Origin of the sequence: Clostridioides sp. ZZV14-6009, assembly GCF_020658095.1 — a bacterium.
In the GTDB taxonomy this organism is placed as follows: domain Bacteria; phylum Bacillota; class Clostridia; order Peptostreptococcales; family Peptostreptococcaceae; genus Clostridioides.
Genome location: NZ_JAGWDG010000001.1, coordinates 38,786 through 59,257, shown reverse-complemented (window position 1 = coordinate 59,257; position 20,472 = coordinate 38,786). Strand labels below are relative to the sequence as shown.

The 20,472-nt window shown below is 27.5% G+C and carries 16 protein-coding genes; 3 read left to right on the top strand and 13 right to left on the bottom strand.

The features are described from left to right. Positions 1–9: 9 nt before the first annotated feature. The 6 genes from KGF36_RS00240 to yfmF form a co-directional block, all read right to left on the bottom strand. The gene (locus KGF36_RS00240) at positions 10–357 is read right to left on the bottom strand and encodes a hypothetical protein (RefSeq protein ID WP_227829181.1); all 348 of its coding nucleotides are present in this window, start codon (positions 355–357) and stop codon (positions 10–12) included. 197 nt (positions 358–554) lie between these two features. After that, entirely contained in the window at positions 555–1,136 is a 582-nt protein-coding gene (locus KGF36_RS00235; protein WP_255626171.1) for a TVP38/TMEM64 family protein, read from the bottom strand. Positions 1,137–1,413: 277 nt separating this feature from the next. Beyond that, entirely contained in the window at positions 1,414–2,349 is a 936-nt protein-coding gene (gene rsmH / locus KGF36_RS00230) for a 16S rRNA (cytosine(1402)-N(4))-methyltransferase RsmH (RefSeq protein WP_227829182.1), read from the bottom strand. Positions 2,350–2,378: 29 nt separating this feature from the next. After that, on the bottom strand, positions 2,379–3,125 hold the full coding sequence (gene lgt, locus KGF36_RS00225; protein WP_227829183.1) for a prolipoprotein diacylglyceryl transferase: 747 nt from the start codon (positions 3,123–3,125) through the stop codon (positions 2,379–2,381). A gap of 368 nt (positions 3,126–3,493) precedes the next feature. Next, positions 3,494–4,780: an EF-P 5-aminopentanol modification-associated protein YfmH gene (yfmH, locus tag KGF36_RS00220; protein ID WP_227829184.1), complete on the bottom strand. Its 1,287-nt coding sequence runs from the start codon at positions 4,778–4,780 to the stop codon at positions 3,494–3,496. Positions 4,781–4,794: 14 nt separating this feature from the next. After that, on the bottom strand, positions 4,795–6,060 hold the full coding sequence (gene yfmF / locus KGF36_RS00215) for an EF-P 5-aminopentanol modification-associated protein YfmF (protein WP_227829185.1): 1,266 nt from the start codon (positions 6,058–6,060) through the stop codon (positions 4,795–4,797). Between the two features lie 303 nt (positions 6,061–6,363). On the opposite strand from yfmF, the gene ychF reads away from it, so the two are divergent. Then, the gene (gene ychF / locus KGF36_RS00210; protein ID WP_227829186.1) at positions 6,364–7,461 is read left to right on the top strand and encodes a redox-regulated ATPase YchF; all 1,098 of its coding nucleotides are present in this window, start codon (positions 6,364–6,366) and stop codon (positions 7,459–7,461) included. Between the two features lie 276 nt (positions 7,462–7,737). Here the strand turns inward: ychF and KGF36_RS00205 are convergent, their stop codons facing one another. The 3 genes from KGF36_RS00205 to KGF36_RS00195 form a co-directional block, all read right to left on the bottom strand. Next, positions 7,738–8,778, bottom strand: coding sequence for a GNAT family N-acetyltransferase (locus KGF36_RS00205; protein WP_227854499.1), 1,041 nt, complete (start codon positions 8,776–8,778; stop codon positions 7,738–7,740). A 258-nt stretch (positions 8,779–9,036) separates the two neighbouring features. Then, on the bottom strand, positions 9,037–11,304 hold the full coding sequence (locus tag KGF36_RS00200) for an EAL domain-containing protein (RefSeq protein WP_227829188.1): 2,268 nt from the start codon (positions 11,302–11,304) through the stop codon (positions 9,037–9,039). A gap of 296 nt (positions 11,305–11,600) precedes the next feature. Continuing rightward, the gene (locus KGF36_RS00195) at positions 11,601–13,055 is read right to left on the bottom strand and encodes a UDP-N-acetylmuramoyl-L-alanyl-D-glutamate--2,6-diaminopimelate ligase (RefSeq protein ID WP_227829189.1); all 1,455 of its coding nucleotides are present in this window, start codon (positions 13,053–13,055) and stop codon (positions 11,601–11,603) included. Between the two features lie 154 nt (positions 13,056–13,209). On the opposite strand from KGF36_RS00195, the gene KGF36_RS00190 reads away from it, so the two are divergent. Beyond that, positions 13,210–14,088, top strand: coding sequence for an AraC family transcriptional regulator (locus KGF36_RS00190; protein ID WP_227829190.1), 879 nt, complete (start codon positions 13,210–13,212; stop codon positions 14,086–14,088). Positions 14,089–14,288: 200 nt separating this feature from the next. Here the strand turns inward: KGF36_RS00190 and ptsG are convergent, their stop codons facing one another. The 4 genes from ptsG to KGF36_RS00175 form a co-directional block, all read right to left on the bottom strand. Further along, a complete protein-coding gene (gene ptsG / locus KGF36_RS00185; protein ID WP_227829191.1) occupies positions 14,289–16,370 on the bottom strand; it encodes a glucose-specific PTS transporter subunit IIBC in 2,082 nt (693 codons plus the stop codon). Between the two features lie 289 nt (positions 16,371–16,659). Further along, the gene (licT, locus tag KGF36_RS00180) at positions 16,660–17,502 is read right to left on the bottom strand and encodes a BglG family transcription antiterminator LicT (RefSeq protein ID WP_227829192.1); all 843 of its coding nucleotides are present in this window, start codon (positions 17,500–17,502) and stop codon (positions 16,660–16,662) included. A gap of 258 nt (positions 17,503–17,760) precedes the next feature. Then, on the bottom strand, positions 17,761–17,883 hold the full coding sequence (locus tag KGF36_RS20105; protein WP_255287740.1) for a hypothetical protein: 123 nt from the start codon (positions 17,881–17,883) through the stop codon (positions 17,761–17,763). Positions 17,884–18,036: 153 nt separating this feature from the next. Beyond that, positions 18,037–18,939, bottom strand: a complete 903-nt coding sequence (locus KGF36_RS00175) for a LysR family transcriptional regulator (RefSeq protein WP_227829193.1) — start codon at positions 18,937–18,939, stop codon at positions 18,037–18,039. A 351-nt stretch (positions 18,940–19,290) separates the two neighbouring features. Here KGF36_RS00175 and KGF36_RS00170 point away from each other — a divergent pair, with 351 nt between their 5' ends. Then, positions 19,291–20,469, top strand: coding sequence for an acetyl-CoA C-acetyltransferase (locus KGF36_RS00170; protein ID WP_227829194.1), 1,179 nt, complete (start codon positions 19,291–19,293; stop codon positions 20,467–20,469). The last annotated feature ends 3 nt before the right edge of the window (positions 20,470–20,472 follow it).

Here is a 20,472-nt window from a genome sequence, read left to right as displayed (position 1 = left end):
CTATTCCCCCTAGTTATCCACATTTATATACTTTATTTGTCCATCTTTTGGATAGTCCATATTGAGCAATTCCTTTGCTTTTAACTCAATTTCTTTTATTGATGTTTTTTCAGTTTCTTTTGCCTTTAGTTCCTCTAATACTATCTCTTTTTTTCTTAAATCTTTTTGTAAATAATAAATATCATATTTCATTTCTGAAATTTTTGAATAACCACATAGATTCAATATTATTACTACGAAAGTTGTAATCAATAAAATACATTTAGCCCCTATTTTTTTATTAATTCTCTTTTTATAATTATTCTTTTTTTTATTTTTATATTCATTTAGATTATGTATTTTATAATTTTTTTTCAAATTATCACCCCGATAATATAGATTTTTAGATTTTCCTCTATACTATATTTGTTATTAATCATATCTCTTCCTTTAAAATTTCATCGCTAAATTAATACACTATTACACAATCTATTTGTAATTTTTTCTATACACAACAAAAAATCTATAGATTCACTAATTCTTGAATATCGAACCTATAGATTATACACTAATTTTTATTTATTTTTATCACTATATATTTTCTTTAACATATAAATCAATACACTTAAAGCAAATAATATTAAAAGTCCTGTCATCATGACTTTAGCTCCACCAGTCAACATCCCACCAACATAAGAATATACAATGGTTGCTGGTAATTGTCCTACCCCAGTAGCTATAAAGAAAGATATAAAACTCATAGATGTTAGACCTGCTGCATAACTCACAAGGTCAAAAGATATAAAAGGAAGCAATCTTGCAATTAAAATTGTATGTTTTCCATATTTATCAAAAAAACCATCTATACTTTCTAGTGCAAATTTACTTGTAAGTTTTGCAACTATATCTCTACCTAAAAATCTCCCAATTACAAAACAGATTGCAGCACCTGCCATTGCACTAACCCATGACAGTATAGCACCATTTACCCATCCAAATAAGGCTGCATTTGCAAAAGTAATTAAAAATGCAGGAAGAGGTGCAGCTATTGATTGTAATATCATAAGTGCAAATGATATTATTGGTGCCCAAACTCCAAATGATAGTATGTACTCCTTAATTGCATCTAAATTTAACATACTCAGATAAAATATCATCTGATTTACCATTTTTTTAACAGGAGGTATAAAAAAGTAAATAGCAAGTACCCCCAATATAATACAAATTTTTATTAATAATTTTTTATGCTTATTCTCTATTTTTCTTCACTCCTAATATCTATTTTAGTTATATTATAACAGAAAATATTTTTCTATATTGTCGATTATATCATAGTTGTTTTCTATTCTAATAAAAACTATAATAGGTTTTAACTATCATTAAGAAGTTTATTATTTTATTACATAGCTAGCCCTTACTCTCAAACTATATAAATTATATTTTTTCAGCTACTCTCAATTTAGCACTTCTTGAACGTGGATTTACTTCTATTTCTTCAGCACTAGGTAATATTGGTTTTCTAGTTATTATTTTTACTTCAGATTCTTTGTCACATTGACATATTGGTAAATGTTGTGGACATATACAATCTGATGCAAGATATTTAAATGCATTCTTTACTATTCTATCTTCTAACGAATGAAATGTTATTATACAAATTCTACCTCCTTCATTCATTATAGAAGAAGCATCATTTATCATCTTTGTAATTACTCCAAGTTCATTATTTACTTCTATTCGTATAGCCTGAAAAGTCCTTTTAGCTGGATGAGGCCCATCTATTCTAGCTTTTTTAGGAATAGCTTTTTTAATTGTATCAACCAATTCACCTGTGGTTTCTATTGGTTTATTCACTCTTTCCTCAACTATAAATTTAGCTATACGTTTAGCCCAGTTATCTTCACCATAATCTTTAATTATCTTAGCTAGTTCATCTTCTGAATAAGTGTTTACAACATCATATGCTGAAAATTCACACCTAACATCCATCCTCATATCAAGTGGTGCATCTTGCATATAAGAAAATCCTCTCTCAGCTTCATCAAGTTGATGAGAGGAAACTCCTAAATCTGCTAATACACCATCTATCTTATAAACTCCTATTTTTTCCAATTCTTCTTTTATATTTTCAAAATTGCTATGAACAAATTTTACTCTGTTTTCATATTCACTTAGTCTTTCTCTTGCTGTATTTATAGCATTTTTATCTTGGTCAAACCCTATAAACAATCCTTTATCTGATAATTTTTTTACTATCTCTTTGGAATGTCCTGCACCCCCCATAGTACAGTCAACATATACTCCATCTGGTTTTATCTTTAAATTTTCTATACATTCATTTAAAAGAACTGATACATGATGAAATTCCATAACTACCTCCTTTAAACTCACTATTTAAATTATTTTTCAATACTGTTGTTTTTATTTCTCTTTGATAAATAAATATGTGCTATTATAGCACCAACAACTCCAACTAAACTTATCACTTGAGCCATTCTAAGTGGCCCTAACATTAAACTATCTGTTCTTAATCCTTCTATAAAAAATCTTCCTATTGAATACAGGGTTATATAAGTTACTATAACCTGTCCTTCGTATTTTTTATTCTTTCTAAACAATAATAAAACTATAAATATTCCAAAATCCCATATAGACTCATATAGAAAAGTTGGATGAACCTTTACTCCATCAACCATTATTCCCCATGGTAAATTAGTTGTACCTCCATGAGCTTCTCCATTAATAAAGTTTCCCCATCTTCCTATAGCTTGTGCTAAAGGCATTCCAAGTATGACAGTATCAGCCATTTTTAAGAAATTAATATTTTTAACCTTAGTGTATATGTAACCAGCTAAGATTCCACCTATTAATCCTCCATGTATAGCAAGTCCACCACCTCTAAAATTAAGGATTTGAGATAGATTTTGAGCATAATAACTCCAATTAAATATAACATAATATATTCTTGCACATATTAATCCAACAGGAATTGCTATGATAGCTATATTTAATACATCATCTTCTTTAAGTCCTACTCTTTTTGACTCTTTTATTGCTATTAAAGTTCCCAAAATCATACCACTAGCCATGAGTATTCCATACCACATTATGTCTATCCCAAACAGTGTAAATGCAACTCTATCCATAACTCCACCTCTTTATCTTAATTAAAATATTTCCAAAGCAATACACCATATTTATAATTAATTGTAATTATACTAAATTATGATAACATATTAATGTTAATTCTACAAAACATATTGATGTTGATTCTACAAATACTCAAAATATATTATACACATCATCACAATAAAATCATTCATAAATTATTTGTAATCAAAGAAATTGGTGTATAATATACACCAATCTCTCTATAAGTTTTTATTAATAATATTTAATTTTTACTAACTTAATTTATATAAGTATATTCAACAAGCTCACTTGCTATCTAAATAAAATAAGTATCAAAATTAACTATTTGGCATTTAGCTACTCATTGTAATGTTCAAATTTTCTACTTAGGTTCTACAATAGAAATAACACAATACTCTTCTTTAAAGTGTTCTTTTAATCTTTCTTCAATTTCCTCAAAAGTAACATCTTTAATAATATCTAAATAATCCAAAATATTTATCTCTTTAAATGTATAAGATATAAAACTATTTCCTATAAAGTTTATAGAATCAAAACACTTAATAAATGAACCAATTTTTTTCTTTTTAGTTCTTTCAAATTCCTCTTTAGATAATCCTTCTTTTTTAGCTTTTTCTATATATTCAAGAATTATCTCTTTTACTTTTTTAGGTTCCTTAGAATCTCCAGCAATTACACTAAAAGCATAGTCTACTTGAGATGAAAATCCAGCTCCAAAATTTTCATTTATCAGACCTTGCATATACAAATCTTCATAAAGTTTGCTACCCTTTTTAAATAACATACCTACAAGTATGTCAGTTACAATTTCTTTACGTAAAAGTTCTTTTCCTTTTATACCTACATTATTATCTTTAAAACCTATGTTAAACATAGGTATAGATATAGGAAACTTTTCTATAACTTCTTTTTCCTTTACATTTGCTGGTTCTTCAGGATAAAATCTTTCTATATTCTTAGAAAGCTTATCTACATCATAATTATTTGCTTTTTTAGTTACATCTATGACTTTTTCTACATCTAAATCACCAACAACAAACAAAGCCATATTTCCTGGATTGTAGAAAGTATTATAGCATTTATACAGTTCTTCCTTAGTTATCTTATATATACTATCTACTGTACCAGCTATATCAATTCTAGCAGGATAATTTACATACATAGCCTTTAGACAATTAAAATATACATTCCAGTCTGGGTCATCATTGTACATTTTTATCTCTTGTGCTATTATACCTTTTTCCTTTTCAACATTTTCATCTGTAAAATAAGGTGTTTGAACATAATCAATTAAGTGTTCTAAACTCTCATAAAAATTTTCAGTAGCTGAAAATAAGTATGCTGTCATTGTAAAATTAGTAAATGCATTTGCACTTACACCCAATTTAGAAAACTTTTCAAATGCATCTCCTCCATCAGGTTGTTCAAACATCTTATGCTCTAGAAAATGTGCAATTCCTTCATTTACTCTAATCTTTTTATCTTCTCCTATTGGAACAAATTCTAAGTCATTTGAACCATAATTAGTAGCTAAAATAGCATATTTTTTTGTGAAGCCTCTCTTTGGCATAAAGTATACATCTAAGCCATTTTGTAATTTTTCATAATAAACTTCTTCTCTTAATATATCATTAACTATTTTTTCCATAGACATCTCCTCCATTAATTTCTTAAAAAGTATACAGTATCAAGTTCTATATCTTTTACAGCTTCGACTATATCTTTTTTAGTAACTTTTTCTATACTATATATTATGTCTTCTACTTCAGAATTTGTCTTTGCCATAGACTGAGAAAAAGCAAAATCAGACATTCCACCTATATTATCTGTTATAGACTTCATAGAGTTAACTAAAGCAAGCTTACTATTTTCTAACTCTTCATCAGATATATCTCCTGCTTTTAGACTTTCTAATTGTTCTTTTATTAATTTTACAGCTTTATCATAATCTTTAGTTTCTATTCCAGATGATATAAGCATAATGCTTTTATACTTCTCTATTGAAGAGAAAATATAATAGCATAAGCTTTCCTTTTCTCTTACATTCACAAATAGTTTAGAGTGTGGCCCACCACCTAATACATTACTTCCGACCACAAGAGCATAGTATTTATCATTATCTACATAATCTACATTTGCTCTATACCCCATAACTAACTTACCTTGAGTTATTTCCATTTTTTCGTCTACTACTTTTACTTCATCTACATGTTTTATGAAATCTTCTTTTGGTATATCTATAATATCTTCTCTTTCGAATTTTAAATTCTTGCTTATTATGTCTACAACCTTATCTTCATCAAAATCACCTTCTACAACTATGTCTATTGGAGATGTTTTAAGTATATTTCTATAATGTTCATATAGGTCTTTTGATGTTATATTATCTATTTCATCTTCATAACCAAACTCACTTATACTGTATTTTTCATTTTCACACATAGCTTCTATACATTTATCTTGTGCATATTCTTTTTTATCATTTATTATTGATTGTATCTTATCTCTTAAATTTTCTTTTTCAATATTTAAATATTCTTCTTTAAATCCACCATCCACAACAAGTGTATTATTTATTACTTCATTAAAAAATTCTACTACTTCTTCAAATATGTTTTCATCTAAATACTTTTCACTTATATTAATTATTTTAAAACTTAGTACTTGACGCTCTCCACGCTTTACAGCATCAGCTCCCATAGATGAACCATATAAATCATCTAGTTTATTGGATATTGCTCTAGCACTAGGATATTTTTCACTTCCGCTTGCTATTATTGATGGTATCAAAGCATTTTTTGTAGTTTCTTTTTTATCCAACAATCTCTGAACATACAAACTTATAAGATTTGATTTAAACTTTTCTGTTTTTATCAAAGTTAGATTAATATTATTACCCAAATTTATTATTTTCTTAGTATTAACCATATGTACCTCCTATTTTTTATTTAAACATCAATTTTAAAATTGAAATTTATTCATTTTTGATTGTATATACTTATATATAAAAACCTTCTATTTAATTATATCCTTTTTATTATTTTCTAAAAGTAATATTTTTATTTAAAAATTATTTAGACCATTCTGCTTTAAAGTCTAGTTTACAAGCTTCATATATATGATGTATAATCAATATGTATGTCTATAATTAAAACAATTTTACAATCCTATAGATTGATTGTTTAAAGTTATATAAAGAATATAAAAAGAATAAGAGAGAGGACGATTAATATGAAATTAGGTATAGTTGGTTTACCAAATGTAGGTAAAAGCACACTATTTAACGCAATAACTCAAGCAGGTGCAGAATCTGCAAATTACCCTTTTTGTACAATAGACCCAAATGTTGGAGTTGTATCTGTTCCAGATGAAAGATTAGATAAACTAAAAGAATTGTACAACTCTGAAAAAATAGTTCCTACTGCCATAGAATTTTGTGACATAGCTGGTTTAGTTAGAGGGGCTTCTAAAGGAGAAGGCTTAGGAAATAAATTTTTATCACATATAAGAGAAGTTGATGCAATCGTACATGTTGTCAGATGTTTTGAAGATGAAAATGTTATACATGTAGATGGTTCTGTTGAACCACTTCGCGATATAGAAACTATAAATTTAGAATTAATTTTCTCTGACATAGAGATTCTTGAAAGAAGAATTCATAAAACTCAAAAAGCCGCTAAAGCTGATAAAACTTTAGGTTCTGAACTTGATTTATTAAATTCAATCATGGCTACTCTAGAAAATAGTAAGTGTGTAAGAACTATGCAATTTACAGAAGATGAACAAATCTTTGTAAATTCATTAGATTTACTTACATCTAAACCTGTAATATACGCTGCAAATGTATCAGAAGATGATTTAGCAGATGACGGAGAGAGTAATAAGTATGTTCAACAAGTTAAGGTATTTGCAGAAACAGAAGATGCTGAAGTTGTTGTTGTATGTGCACAAATAGAAGCAGAAATTTCTGAACTTGATTCTGCTGAAGAAAAGAAAGAATTTTTAGAAACACTAGGGCTTGAACAATCAGGGCTTGATAAACTTATAAAATCATCTTATGCCTTACTTGGTCTAATTTCATTCTTAACAGCTGGTCCAAAAGAGGTTAGAGCATGGACTATAAAGCTTGGAAGTAAAGCACCTCAAGCAGGAGGAAAAATACATTCTGACATAGAAAGAGGATTTATCAGAGCTGAAACAATTGCTTTTAATGATTTAGTTGAACATGGTACTATGGCAGCTGCTAAAGAAAAAGGATTAGTTAAATTAGAAGGTAAAGAATACATAGTTAAAGATGGAGATGTAATATTATTTAGATTTAATGTTTAAAATGTTTATTTATCTACAATCTTAACTATTGTATTGTAATAAAGAAATTAGAATAATAGAAATTTCTATTATATTATAATAGCTATTTAGATTTTATAAAAAAGAGAGTTTTTCTAATTGATTTTTGAAAATCATAATAGAAACTCTCTTTTTTATAAAAATAAAATATTCTATATTTTAAATAAAAAAATATAGAATATTAAAAAATAAAACTTATAAAACTTCATTTTACTATTTCAAACTTTAAATTCATGTTTAACCAAAGGCTTGTTCCTTTTAAAAATTATATAGTATTCCTACAGAAATTATAATTGTCAACAATGAAAGTACTTTACTGTAATCCCAAATACGCTTTCCACCAAAACATCCAAATGGATAAAAAGGTATACTATGAAAAAGTAAAAAACTTATCCCAAAGGAAATAATATATTCATAAAATTCTGATTGTTTGTCAAATATTGCTACTACTAAAATAAAAAGTAGTACTCCTAACCACTCAAACAATCCTTCAATCCCCATACTACGTCTAAATGTAGTACTCCTCTTATACTCTGTTGGATAAAATCGACCTACCACTGGCCATATACCACCCAAAATTGTAATTAATAATGATATCAACAAACCACCTCTTGTAGCAATAAACTTCCATTTTTCAGATGAAATCAGGGTTGCAATTAATCCACTAAGTAAAGATACAATCAGTAATGAAAAAAACGCACCTACTCTGACAGCAAAATCATTAAAATTATTGCTAAAAAATAAAATAGGAAATGATATTAGTAAGTTTAAGACAATATAGATTCCTAATTGTTGAATTGATGAGCTATTTTTTCGTGATAATGTGCTCCATAAATGAAATCCAGAAGCAATAGCAAGTGTACTATTAAACCACAATCGTATTGTACTAATTAGCCCATAGTTTTGTAACATTTGTGTAAAGCTTATAATATGATATCCATTATTTTCAAACAACTTCCATGATGCAACATTATCGTCCTTCACAGTAGCAGTCGTAGTTTCACAACCTTGTTCTTTTAAAAATATGGTTACTTTTTTGTAAAGCTCACCTCCTATTCCCTTACCTTCATGTCCCATCTTTACATATGCTGTTTCTACATATCCAATTTTTTTGCCATTTTTTGCTGGAAAAATTTTATAGGAAGCCATACCAACAATATGACCATCTATTATAGCAAGAAAAGCATTTTGAGGCTTTTTAAATGCCATCCCTTCAACCAATCCAAAACTAGATTTACCAATTTTCCAAACAAGTGTTCTTTCATCATTTACCATTTCCCGAATTGTTATATTACTCAAAATTTTTCCTCCCTTAAGTACTTGAATAATTGCTGATATCCTTAGATTCACAAACTGTTATACTCAAATTAAAAACTTCTACCCATAGAAAAATTATATCTCTTTTAGAAAATATCATATGCTCCATATAATGTAAAGTAATACTCTAAACCTAGTTCATATTTTTATACTAAGGTGTTCTTACATAAATAAAGTGAACTTTGACTACACAAAGTTCACTTTCCTTACAAATCTTTATTTTATTTTGTACTAAGCTTTTTAATCTGTACTTATACCTTCAATATCATTCCTATTTAATATCAACTTTTCGTATTCTTCTATTGGCATTGGCTTTGCAAATAAAAATCCTTGAGCCATATCACATCCTATAAATCTTAAAAACTCTGCTTGCTCTAAGGTTTCAACTCCCTCTGAAACAACTTTTATGTCAAGTTGCTTTGCCATCTGAACAATGCTTGAAACCACAATTTGACTCTTTTTTGTTTCTTCTACTGTTATAAAAAATTGTCTGTCTAATTTCAAGACATCAATTGGCATATCTTTAAGCATATTTAAAGAAGAATAACCTGAACCAAAATCATCCATAGATATTTTAAATCCTACAGACTTTAGATTTTGCATTATTTTAAACAACATTTTTGTATTATCAAATATTGCACTCTCTGTTAGTTCAATTTCAATTAAATTTGGTTCAATATCATATTCTTTTGCAATGTTTTCAAACTTCTCTATAAAGTCAGGATTTTCAAGATGTACTCTTGATAAATTTACTGATATAGGAAATCTAGGCAAACCTTCATTTTCCCAACGTTTAAAGTTTTTACAAACTTGAATAAATACAAACATATCTAATTCTGTTATAAAACCATTCTTTTCAAAAATAGGAATAAACACACCTGGACTTATTAATCCCTTTTTTGGATGTTGCCAACGTACAAGAGCTTCAGAACCTACTATTTTACCTGTTGATAATTCAATTTTAGGTTGAAAGTATACCTTAAATTGTTCATTTTTTAAAGCATCGTGCATCTCTTGCTCAATATCACGTTCTTCTATAAGAGTTTCCTTTAAATTCTCAGCATAAATTTCATACACTTTTAAGTATTTTCTTTTTACTGTAGTCTTTGCAATCATAGCTTTATCAAGACAAGTAGATATATTTGTTTCTCCATCTTCAATAAAATATACTCCTATAGATGGTATCAGATTAAGTTCCACCCCTAAGCTAGTTTTTATCATAGATAATTTTTTACGCATAATTTCACATATCTCTATAACTGATTCTTTATCCTTCTTTTTTTCAAATATTATAGCAAAATTATCATTTGAAATTCTTGAAAATACAGACTGTTCTTTAAACATATTTTCAATCATCTCTGCAATTTTTCTTAATACTCTATCTCCCTCTTCATATCCAAATCTATCATTTACTAACTTAAATTTATCTATATCAAAATAAATTAAAACTAGATTCTTTTTCTCATGAGTGGATAAAAATTTACCACCTTCCAGATTAAATTTATTTGAATTTCCAATTCCTGTAATGCTATCTTTAAATGCAAATTCTTCTAATCTTTCCTTGCCCTTTTTTTGCATAATCAAGATATAAATTATTAATGATGTAAATATCACAATTAAAACTATACATGCTGATAGTGTAAGTTTTATAATAGCATATGATTTTTCAGATACAGCAGTTCTAGGAACTTCAGAAAAAAGATACCAATCATTAATTCCTATTGGAGCATAACTTAAATAATATCCTTTTCCAGACATATTATAACTTAATGAACCTGATTTAGAATTTTTTATATTTAACTTCATATCATTAAGAGTAGATTTTGATAAGGCATTACTTTTATTTATATATGAAAATAAATTTTCCATATTAGAATTTGCGTTTTTACTACTTGGATTTAAAACAATATCACCACTACTATTAGCTATATAAGAATATCCTTTTCCATTAAACGTTGGTACAGAGAGTATCTTTTCATATAACTTTGTACTATGTGTAGCAAATATAACACCAATAATCTTGTTCCCCTTATAAATTGGTACAGAGTACACATTAATGTCTTTATAGTCTTTTATTACATCTTTTAACTTACCTGTTATGACTACTTCTCCTTGCATTGACTTGGAAAAATAATCTCTCTTAGAAAAATCTTCTACATAACCATCTGTAGTATATGCCATACCATCTGGTAGAATAACGCCCATTCTTTTAAAGGAGCTATTGACAGATTCTCTTTTAAGTATTGAAAGAATATTGTCCAATTCAAAAGATTCTTCTCCTTCAATACATATTGAAATTGATTGTAACAATTTTATATCGCCATTAATTTGTTTTTTTAACACATTGACACTTTGATTTGCTATTTCTGAAAGATATTGATTCGTTTCCTCACCCAGTGTCTTATTCAACTTCGAACCATAAATCAAACAGGAAATTGTAACTACTAAGATACTTATGATAGCAATTATGGATAAACCCTGCCTATTATTTTTTGCATCACCCAACATCATGCTTCCTGCCTTTCCGGAATCTATATGTATATAATTATTATTTTATATTAATTATTCTAACAAATTTACGACAATACTTATTTTTCCATATTTACTGTAATTATACAAAATTATCAACTTTATTACAATAAAAAATTAATTAATATAAGTAATACAATTTTAATAAATTATATTATTTATATTAAGGGTTACTAACATAATTTGTATTAATGTCCACTAACATAAAAAGAATATAATATCAAAATAATTTTGATATTATATTCTTAAAATATATATTTTATTAAATTTTTACCTTACATTTTACTTAAACATTCATTGGCAACCTCTTTATCATCAAAATGATGCTTAACTTTACCTATTATTTGGTAATTTTCATGCCCTTTACCTGTTATAATTACAACATCATCTTTTTTTGCCATACTTATAGCTTCTTCTATAGCTTGCTTTCTATCAGCAACAACATGATAATTTTCTTTTTCCTTATCTATTCCTTCAAGTATATCCTTTATTATTGCTTCTGGTTCTTCAGTTCTTGGATTATCAGAAGTTACAATACATATGTCAGAATATTTTTGTCCAATAGCACCCATTAAAGGTCTCTTTTCAGTATCTCTATCTCCACCACATCCAAATACAGAAATTATTTTTCCTTCTGCAAATTGTTGAGTTGTTTTTAATACATTTTCAAGTGCATCAGGAGTATGAGCATAATCAACAATTACACTTATACCTTTATCGTTTGGTACTGTTTCAAACCTTCCTGATACTCCACTAGAAAGTCTAAGACCTTCTTTATATACTGGTTTAGGTATGCCAAGTATATAACAAGCAGCTATAACAGCTAAGGTATTATATACTGTAAACATTCCTGGAACTGGTATAAATATAACTTCTTCATAAGAAGGAGTTATTAATCTATAAGATACACCATCTGAATCTGATTTTATATCTCTAGCCATAAAATCAGCATTATTTTCAACTCCATATGTGTAACAAGGAACATCTATACCTTTTATATTTTCGTATATCTTTTTACCACCCTCATCATCTATATTTATTATATTTGCCATAGTAGTCTTAAAAAATAATTTTTCTTTAGCTTTTCTATAATCTTCTAAATCTTTGTGAAAGTCTAAATGGTCTGGTGTTAAGTTTGTGAATATTCCCAGTTTAAAGTCGGTTTCATCAACTCTATTTAATGCTAATGAGTGTGATGAAACTTCCATAGCACAGTAATCACATCCATTATTTAACATATTATTAAAATGATATTGTAAATCTATACTTTCTGGAGTTGTTGAATTAGAAATAATGTCTTTTTCACCATCAAATATTTTTATAGTACCGATAAGACCAACTTTATTTTTATTCAAAGTTAATATTTCGTTTAGTATAGTAGTTATACTAGTTTTTCCGTTAGTACCTGTAACTCCTATAACATTAAATTTTTGTGATGGATGATTATAAAAATTGTCAGCTATCTTTGCCATATCTTCTCTTGTATTTTTTACTTTTATAAACGTATATCCTTTTATGTCTACTTCTTCTTCAACAATAAAAGCTTTTGCTCCTTTGTTTATAGCATCTTTTATATACTTATGACCATCTGACACAAATCCTTTTATACATACAAATAATGTACCTTCTGTAACCTTTCTTGAATCATATTGTACATTATTAATATCTATATTTAATTCACCTTTGACACTAATTATATCCAACCCCTGTATAATATCATTTAATTTCATAAATGCTTTCCTCCCTTTAAACTCTTTTTGCTAAAATTACACTTCATGTAATATTATATTAAGAATTTTTTACTATGTGAATGGTTAAAAATGCTTGAAATATTGCAAAAAATGCTCTATAATTCTCTATAATATAATCTAAGAGAGGTCTTTTATGAAAACTACAGACAATAAAATTGGATACTTAAATGATAATTTTAAAATATTTAGTATCAGAGATAAAAAAGACATAGAATTTGAATACCATAATCACGATTTTAATAAGATAATTATATTTATAGATGGAAATGTCACTTATTTTGTTGAAGGAATTCCATATAAACTAAAACCTTGGGACATACTTTTTATTAGCAATAATGAAATTCACAAACCAGTTATTGATTCAAATGTATTTTATGAAAGAATCGCAATATGGATTAGCCCAGAATTTATGAAAAAAAACAGTGATAATACTAGTGATTTAGAAAAATGTTTTAAGATAGCCACAGAAAATAAATGTAATCTACTACGTTTAAATATACATGACATTGAATCACTCAAACTTTTTATTGAGCAAATAAATATTTCTGAATCTAGTAATGAATTTGGAAATGGAATACTAAGAAATACCTTATTCATACAGCTTATGATATTTTTAAATAGAATTTTCTTAAAAAAAGAGAACATAGAATCTATAGAAGATGTATTTTACGATGAAACTATAAAAAAAATATTAAACTATATAAACTTAAATATAGAGAATAAACTTTCTATAGACAGCATTGCATCTGAATTTTTTATAAGCAAATATTATCTTATGAGAAGATTTAAATCTCATACTGGAACATCTATACACAATTATATAATTCAAAAAAGATTGATTTTAGCTAAGTCATTAATAATCAATGGTCATCTTATGAGTGAAGTTTGTAATAAATGTGGATTTAATGATTATTCTAGCTTCGTAAGGGCATTTAAAAAGTATTATGGCGTATCTCCTAAAAACTATACAAACAATAAAAGCCCTTTAGATAGTACTTTGTTAGATGAATAAATAATTATTATAAATTTTATTTCAAAAAAATTAGAGGTATTAGTATATCTATTTTACTAATACCTCTAATTTATTGAAATATAAATCATATATTTTTATTAATTAAACTAAAATATATAACTTTAAATCATGCTTATATAATTACTCAACTTCATAATGTTTTAATTATACACATTAATATATCTATTCAGTTAATATGTCTACCCAATTTTTTCAATACTACCTTTTAATATACTTACACGATTACTTTCTTTTGCTGTAACTTTTCCCTTTTTAATATTTAACTTCTGATTTTGTTCTAAATTCGTAAACACTACTGGACTCATTGTTGATAAACCATTTTTTTCAATATATTCTAAATCCATCTTAACCAGTTTATCCCCTGACTTCACTTCATCTCCTACATTTACAAATACTTCAAACCCATTTCCCTCTAAGTTTACAGTCTCTATACCTAAATGTATAAGTATTTCTACTCCAGTTTTTTTAGATTTGATTATTATTGCATGTTTAGTTGGAAATACAACTCCAATAGTTCCATCTACTGGTGAATAAATTAATCCATCGTCAGATTTAATTGCAAATCCATCTCCCATTAATTTACTTGAAAATACAGAGTCTGGAACTTCTTCTATATCTAAGATTTCTCCATTTGTCAATGAATAAATTTCTTCTTCCACCAAAGTATCGCCTATATTAGTGTTTTCTATGTTATTATTTTTTTCCGTTTTCTTTTTATCTATATTTTTAATATCAGTCTTTTCAACCTTTACTTTTCCCTCTATTATATCTTTTATATTAGATTTTATTGCATCTGATTTTGGACCAAATATAGCTTGAACATTGTTTCCAATAACCATTACGCCTGCTGCTCCAAGTGATTTCAACTTTTCTTTATCCACTTTATCTATATCATTTACAACTAATCTAAGTCTTGTTATACAAGCATCTAAACTTTTTAAATTTTCTTTATTTCCTAAAGCTATTAGTATTTCTGATGCCAACTCATCTTTTGACATTTCACTAGTCTCCACACTAGACTCTGACTCATCTTCTCTTCCTGGTGTCTTTAGGTTAAACTTTCTTATCATAAATCTAAATACACTATAATATAATACTGCAAATCCAATACCTACTAAAATAGCTAGATACCATGGAGTTCTATTAGGAAGTACACCAAATAGTAAGAAGTCTATTAATCCGCCTGAAAATGTGAATCCGATTTTAACTCCTAATAGTTGCATTACTGCATATGATAAACCTGAAAATAAACAATGTACTACAAATAATGCTGGTGCAACAAATAAAAATGCAAACTCTATTGGTTCAGTTATTCCTGTTAAAAAAGATGTAAGTGCAGCTGATGCCATTATTCCTGCTACAAACTTTCTCTTTTCTGGCTTTGCTTCATGTACCATAGCAAGTGCTGCTGCCGGAAGACCAAACATCATAAATGGAAATGCACCTGTCATAAAAGTACCTGCTGTGAAATTTACCCCATCTTTAAGTTGAGCAAAAAATATCTTTTGGTCACCCATTACAAGTTCACCCGCTTTGTTTACATATTCTCCAAATTGATACCAGAATGGATTATGGAAAACATGATGTAAACCAAAAGGTATTAATAATCTTTCTAGAGACCCTTCCATAAATGCTGCTAATGTTTGATTTGCTTCTATAACATTTTTTGAAAAACTAAGTAACCCTTCTTGTATTGGTGGCCAAATAAATGATAATATGATTCCTATTACTATTGCGACTAATGATGTAACAATAGGCACAAATCTTTTACCTGCAAAAAAGCCTAAGTATTGAGGTAGTTCAATTTTATAAAACTTTTTATAAAGATAAGCAGCTACTATACCTATTATGATACCTCCAAATACACCTGTTTGAATTGTTGGTATTCCAACAATACTTGCATACATAGAATTATCTATCATATCTTCTGTGACACCTGCCATAACACCCATAGACGTATTAAGGATTAAAAAACCTACTATAGCTGCCAATGCTGCTACACCTTCGCCTTCAGTTAGACCCACAGCTACACCAACTGCAAATATAAGAGGCAAGTTATTGAATATAATTTGCCCTGAACTTTCCATTATACTTATTATAAGTTGAAATGTAGGATTTGCTAGTGCTGGAAAATGAGCAAGTAACGCATCTCCTGCTAAAGCATTACTTACACCAAGCAATATACCTGCTGCTGGAAGTAATGCAACTGGTAACATTAAAGATTTTCCTACTTTTTGTAAAACACCAAATATTTTTTTCATTTACTTCTCTCTCCTTATTATTTTATATTTTTTAAATAAAAAAGACTTAAGCTTATAAAAAATTACACTAGTAGTTTTAACCCTAAAAATAAATCTCATGTTAATATAAATAAACCTATATCAACCTAATTTTAGAATTAAAAATAAACTGTTATAATTTTTTTATAAACCTAAGTCTTGCCTGCATTATCAGTAACAACCTTAATGTTTTAAAATTATTATATTTCTATTAAATTTTACATAGTATCTTAAATACCAATATTTAATTTATATTTATTTAATAATATTATTATGAATTCAACACAGATATAACTCTTTTAATATGTAGTGTTAAATATAATAGTTCATCTTGACTTACATAGTAATCATAATTTTTCTCTACATGTGTCTTTATTTTATATGCACAATTATAATCTTTTTCATACTTTATCTTGATTATATCTACAATATCACTATTAGTATCATTGAGTTCCTCTCTTTTTACTAATCTATTTGCAAAAAACTTTAAGTGTGTAAGAAGTCTATCATAATTTATATCATCTTCTTTAAACTCAACTCTATAATAATATCTTATAATATTGAGTATGTCTTTTACAATTTTAGTAATTAACAGGGATTCCTTTGAACTGCCTTTATAGTTTGAATTTACTATGTGCATAGCTATAAAGCCTGCCTCATCTAAAGGAAACTCTACATTAAATTCTTTATTTATATAATCTACAGCCCATTTTCCAATTTCGTATTCTTTTTTGTGAATTCTTTTTATTTCATGTAGTAAATCATTTTTTATAGTTATATTTTCATGATATCTTTTAATTGCAAATGCAATATGGTCAGTAAGTGCTACATATATGTACTCATAAAGCTCAGTATTTAAAATGCCTTCTGCATGAGCAATTACCTCTGTGCTCACCTCAAAAAACTTCTCATCAACCTGGCTTGCTAATTTTCCAATTTTATCTATAAAACTTTCATCTTGTGTTACAAAGGTTCTTTCAATTTTACTTTTATCTACTTCTTGACCCTTCTTTTTTTGAAATCCTATTCCACATCCTGTTAGTATTAATTCTTTTTTTTGATTTTCATCTAAAACTAATACAACATTATTATTGTAAATTTGTTGAATAATCATAATCAATATCTCTCCCAAAATACAATTTCCCTTATTCATAAAAAAACACCTAAATTAAGATACAATTCACCTGTATATCTTAACTTAGGTATTGCCTGCTTCCCAGTAACAATCCAGTTTGTTAACGCTCATAAATATTGTATTCAATTTATAGCTTTATTCTATTATAAATGGATATATATGTCAAGCAATTTATTGAAAACTATTTCCTATTTTTTTAGTACCAATAAAATTTAAACATTATACAGTTTATAATTTTCATTCTATCATCATCATTTCATCATAAAGAATATTTTCCAATAATTCTTTAGCTACTTCTCTTGATATTTGTTTACTTTCAACTAATTGTTGAATACTATCTCTTTCAATTTGTATTGCCATTAATCTATAATATCCTACTTTTGCTTCAAATTTATCATCATTATGAATTTTTCTAGTTAACCAATTTAAATAACGATTATAAAATCTAATTACTATTAATGATTCATGCCTATTATCTTCATTAATATTTTTATTTGTTATTTAAATAACAATTTATAGATTCTTTTTACTAAAGAAATCTATAATAAATTTAAATACATGCTCATCTACATGACTGTAACGTTCTTTTTTAGGTCTACATAATACAACCTTCCATGTAATAGGGTCATTAAATGGTTTTTCTATAATTTGACTATTTTCAAAAAAATCATGTACTGGTGATGGTAAAATAGTTATAAAATCAGAATTTGTAGTTGATAACAACAAGAAATCCCAAGAACCAGACATAATATACCTCTTAAGTTTAACTTTTTCATCAGTAAATTTTTGCATTAATTTATGATGTATCATAAATGTAGGATTAAATATTGCAAGCAATTCTTCATTTAAATCCTTCCAATCTATTTTATTTTTCTTTGCAAGATGATGATTTGTATTTAAAAATGCAGTAAGTTCATCTTCTTGAAGTACATGTTCTGTTACTACACTCCTATCAATTTTATGTGGATGTAAAAGAACTGCATAATCTAATTCCTGTAAAATAAGCATTCTACTTAAATCATATGCCCCCTTCTCTACTATATCGAATTCTATATCTGGATTGTTTGCAACTAATTGTGCAACTACATCAGAAAAAGCTATTCCAAGTATAAGTGGTGGTATCCCTATTCTAACCTTCCCTTTAAACTGAACAGAGTCTTCTCTTAAATCCTCCATCATATTTTTATATTCATTTATAATATTTTCTGCATTTACATAAAATCTTTCTCCTGCTGGAGTTAATCCATTTAACCTGCCTTTATATCTCTCAAATAAATATACATTTTCATTTTCTTCAAAAGTTTTTATAATTTGACTTAAGGCTGGTTGAGATATGTGAAGAGTTTTTGATGCAATTGATAAATTAAAACCAGATTTCACTATTTCAACAAAATATTTTAACTGTTTTATATCCATTTCAAACCACCTTTCTTACAAGTATAGTTGATATTAATATTTTTTCTTATAAGAACATTTTATAAGAAAATCAAAATAATTTCATTAATATTTTAACAAAATATTCCTCTATATCTATTCTAAATTTTTATCCTATAAATTTTCCTTATATGTTGTATAAAAAATTAGACTTAGACAAAACTCATTTTTCGCCGTAATCTATAGTTAGAAAGAGGAAAACCTAAAGCATTAGGAATAAAAATAATTAAAATACTTAAAAACAAGCTTGTATTATAAGTAATTTATTATAGTGTTCTTCAATTTTTTTATTCAGAAAATTTTAAATAATCATTCAAGGAGGAACTATTAAACATGAAAGATGTAGTAATTGTATCAGCAGTAAGAACACCTATCAGAAACTTTGGTGGTGTATTTAAAAATACTTCTGCTGTTCAACTTGGAGTTGTGGCTGTTAAGGAGGCTATATCACGTATAAAACTTGATTTATCTGAAATAGATGAAGTGATAATTGGAAATGTTCTACAAGCAGGGCTTGGACAAAATGTTGCTAGACAAATTGCCATAAACTCAGATATACCAAGTTCTGTACCAAGTTACACAGTAAATAAATTATGTGGTTCAGGACTTAAAAGTATTCAACTAGCAGCTCAATCAATCATAGCTGGTGAAAATGATGTAGTAATTGCAGGTGGTACTGAAAATATGAGTCAATCACCTTACATTATTCCTACTGCTCGCTTTGGTAGTAAAATGGGCAATGTTACTATGGTAGATAGTATGCTAACAGATGGTCTTATAGATGCTTTCAATCAATACCATATGGGAATCACTGCCGAAAATGTTGCTGACAAATTTGGAATTACAAGAGAGATGCAAGATAAAATAGCACTAGAAAGCCAAAATAAAGCTGAAGAAGCTATAAAAAACAATCGTTTCAAAGATGAAATTGTTCCAGTAGAAGTTACAATAAATCGTAAAGAAATTAAAACTATTGATACAGATGAATATCCTAAATTAGGCATGACATCTGAAATACTAGCCAAACTTAAACCTGCATTTAAAAAAGAAGGTACTGTAACAGCTGGAAATGCATCAGGAATCAATGATGGTGCAGCAATGTTGATACTAATGAGTCAACAAAAAGCAGATGAGCTTGGGCTTAAGCCACTTGCTACAATAAAATCATATGCATCATCTGGCGTAGAACCTGAAATCATGGGAACTGGTCCGATTCCTGCAACAAAAAAAGCACTAGAAAAAGCAGGTCTTAATATTAATGATATAGACTTAGTAGAAGCAAATGAGGCATTTGCAGCACAAGCACTTGCAGTTAAAAATGAACTTCAAATAGATTCGTCTAAGTTAAATGTAAATGGTGGTGCAATAGCACTAGGACATCCAATAGGAGCAAGTGGCGCTAGAGTACTTGTAACCCTAATTTATGAAATGCAAAAACGTAAAGTAGAAACTGGCCTTGCAACACTTTGTATTGGTGGTGGTCAAGGAATAGCAATGATAGTTTCACGATAGGAG